The 1,918-nt window shown below is 75.4% G+C and carries 2 protein-coding genes; both read left to right on the top strand.

Going from position 1 to position 1,918, the window contains the following annotated elements:
• On the top strand, nt 1–1,140 hold a 1,140-nt coding region (locus tag ACFXA3_RS41880; protein ID WP_385196657.1), incomplete at its 5' end, for an HRDC domain-containing protein.
• Between the two features lie 115 nt (nt 1,141–1,255).
• A partial coding sequence (locus ACFXA3_RS41875; protein WP_385196654.1) for a ferritin-like domain-containing protein occupies nt 1,256–1,918 on the top strand: 663 nt, incomplete at its 3' end.

Genomic DNA, 1,918 nt, shown 5'->3' with positions numbered 1-1,918 from the left:
GACGCACTCGCCCGGGTGGTCGCGGCCTTCGCCGCGGGCACCGGGCCCGTGGCCGTCGACGCCGAGCGCGCCTCCGGATACCGCTACGGCCAGCGCGCCTATCTGGTGCAGCTGCGCCGCGAGGGCGCAGGATCCGCGCTGATCGACCCGGTCGGCTGCCCCGACCTGTCCGCACTGGGCGAGGCCCTGTCCTCCTCCGAGTGGATCCTGCACGCCGCCACCCAGGACCTGCCGTGCCTGCGCGAAATAGGCATGGTGCCCACCTCCTTGTTCGACACCGAGCTGGCCGGCCGCCTCGCCGGCTTCCCGCGGGTCGGACTCGGCGCAATGGTCGAGAGCGTGCTCGGCTACGCGCTGGAGAAGGGCCACTCCGCCGTCGACTGGTCCACCCGGCCCCTCCCCGAGCCGTGGCTGCGCTACGCCGCGCTCGACGTGGAGCTGCTGGTGGACCTGCGGGACGCGCTGGAGAAGGAACTGGACCGGCAGGGCAAGCTGGAATGGGCCCGGCAGGAGTTCGACGCCATCGCCGCCGCCCCGCCCGCGCCGCCGCGCAAGGACCCCTGGCGCCGTACGTCCGGCATGCACAAGGTGCGCCGGCGCCGGCAGATGGCCGTCGTGCGCGAGCTGTGGGAGTCCCGGGACCGGATCGCCCAGCGGCGTGACGTGTCGCCCGGCAAGGTGCTCGGGGACGCCGCGATCGTCGAGGCCGCGCTCGCGCTCCCGGCGAACGTGCACGCGCTCCAGGCGCTGCCCGGGTACGGGCAGCGGATGGGCCGGCGCCAGCTGGAGCAGTGGATGGCGGCCGTGGACCGGGCGAAGGGCCTGCCCGAGAACGCGCTGCCGCAGCCGGGGGCGACCCCGGCCGGTCCGCCGCCGCCGCGCTCCTGGGCGGACAAGGACCCGGCGGCCGCGGCGCGGCTGGCGGCGGCGCGGACCGCCGTCTCGGCGCTCGCGGAGGGGCTGAACCTGCCCCAGGAGAACCTGATCACCCCGGACACGGTCCGCCGGCTGTGCTGGGAGCCGCCGCAGCGGCTCGAACCGGACACGGTGGCGCAGGCCCTCGCGGGCCACGGCGCCCGCCCCTGGCAGATCGAGCAGGTGACGCCGGCGCTGGTGACGGCCCTGGCCGTGACCGCCTGACGCACCCCTACCCGTAGAGCCCCCGGCCGCCCGCGGGGGGCTCTTTCCGTCCTGGTTCCGCAACAGAGTCGCCCGACCGCTTTTGAACACGCTCAAACATGGCTAGCTTTTGAACATGCTCAATAGTGGATACGACACATGGGTACGCGAGTTCGAGGCCGAGCGGGAGCGCCGCGGGGCGATCGGGGATCCGAACTGGGAGCGGGGAGCCGCCCTCGATCCGGCGCTCGTACGGAGCCTCCAGCGGTTCCAGGTGGGTGAGGACGGGGACGGCTCGGCCCTGATCGGCAAGGCGGACCGGGCCGGGGACCCGGTCTACGCGCGGGCCGTCCGGCTCTTCGTGGCGGAGGAGCAGAACCACGCGCGGATGCTGGCGCTGCTCCTGGCGGCGGGCGGGGCCGGGACCCTGGCCGGGCACTGGAGCGACGCGGTGTTCGTACGGCTTCGCCGGCTGCTGGGGCTGCGGGTGGAGCTGCTGGTGCTGATGGTGGCGGAGGCGGTGGCCCTGCGGTACTACCGGGCGGTGCGCGACGGGTCCCCGGATCCGCTGGTCGCGGAGGTGGCGGGGCGGATCCTGGCGGACGAGGAACGCCACGTCCCCTTCCACTGCCGGCGGCTGCGGGAGGGCCTGGCGCCGCTGCCGGCGCCGGCCCGCCGGGCGGCGACCCTGGCCTGGCAGGGGCTGCTCGCGGGGGCGGGCGCGGTGGTGGCGGTGGACCACGGCCCGGCCCTGAATCGGCTCGGCGTCGGGCGCCGCCGGTTCATCGCGGACGTGATC

Origin of the sequence: Streptomyces sp. NPDC059456 (assembly GCF_042750055.1) — a bacterium.
Classification (GTDB): Bacteria; Actinomycetota; Actinomycetes; order Streptomycetales; family Streptomycetaceae; genus Streptomyces.
Note: the sequence above shows the minus strand (reverse complement) of the source record. Positions and strands in the feature narration are given on the sequence as shown.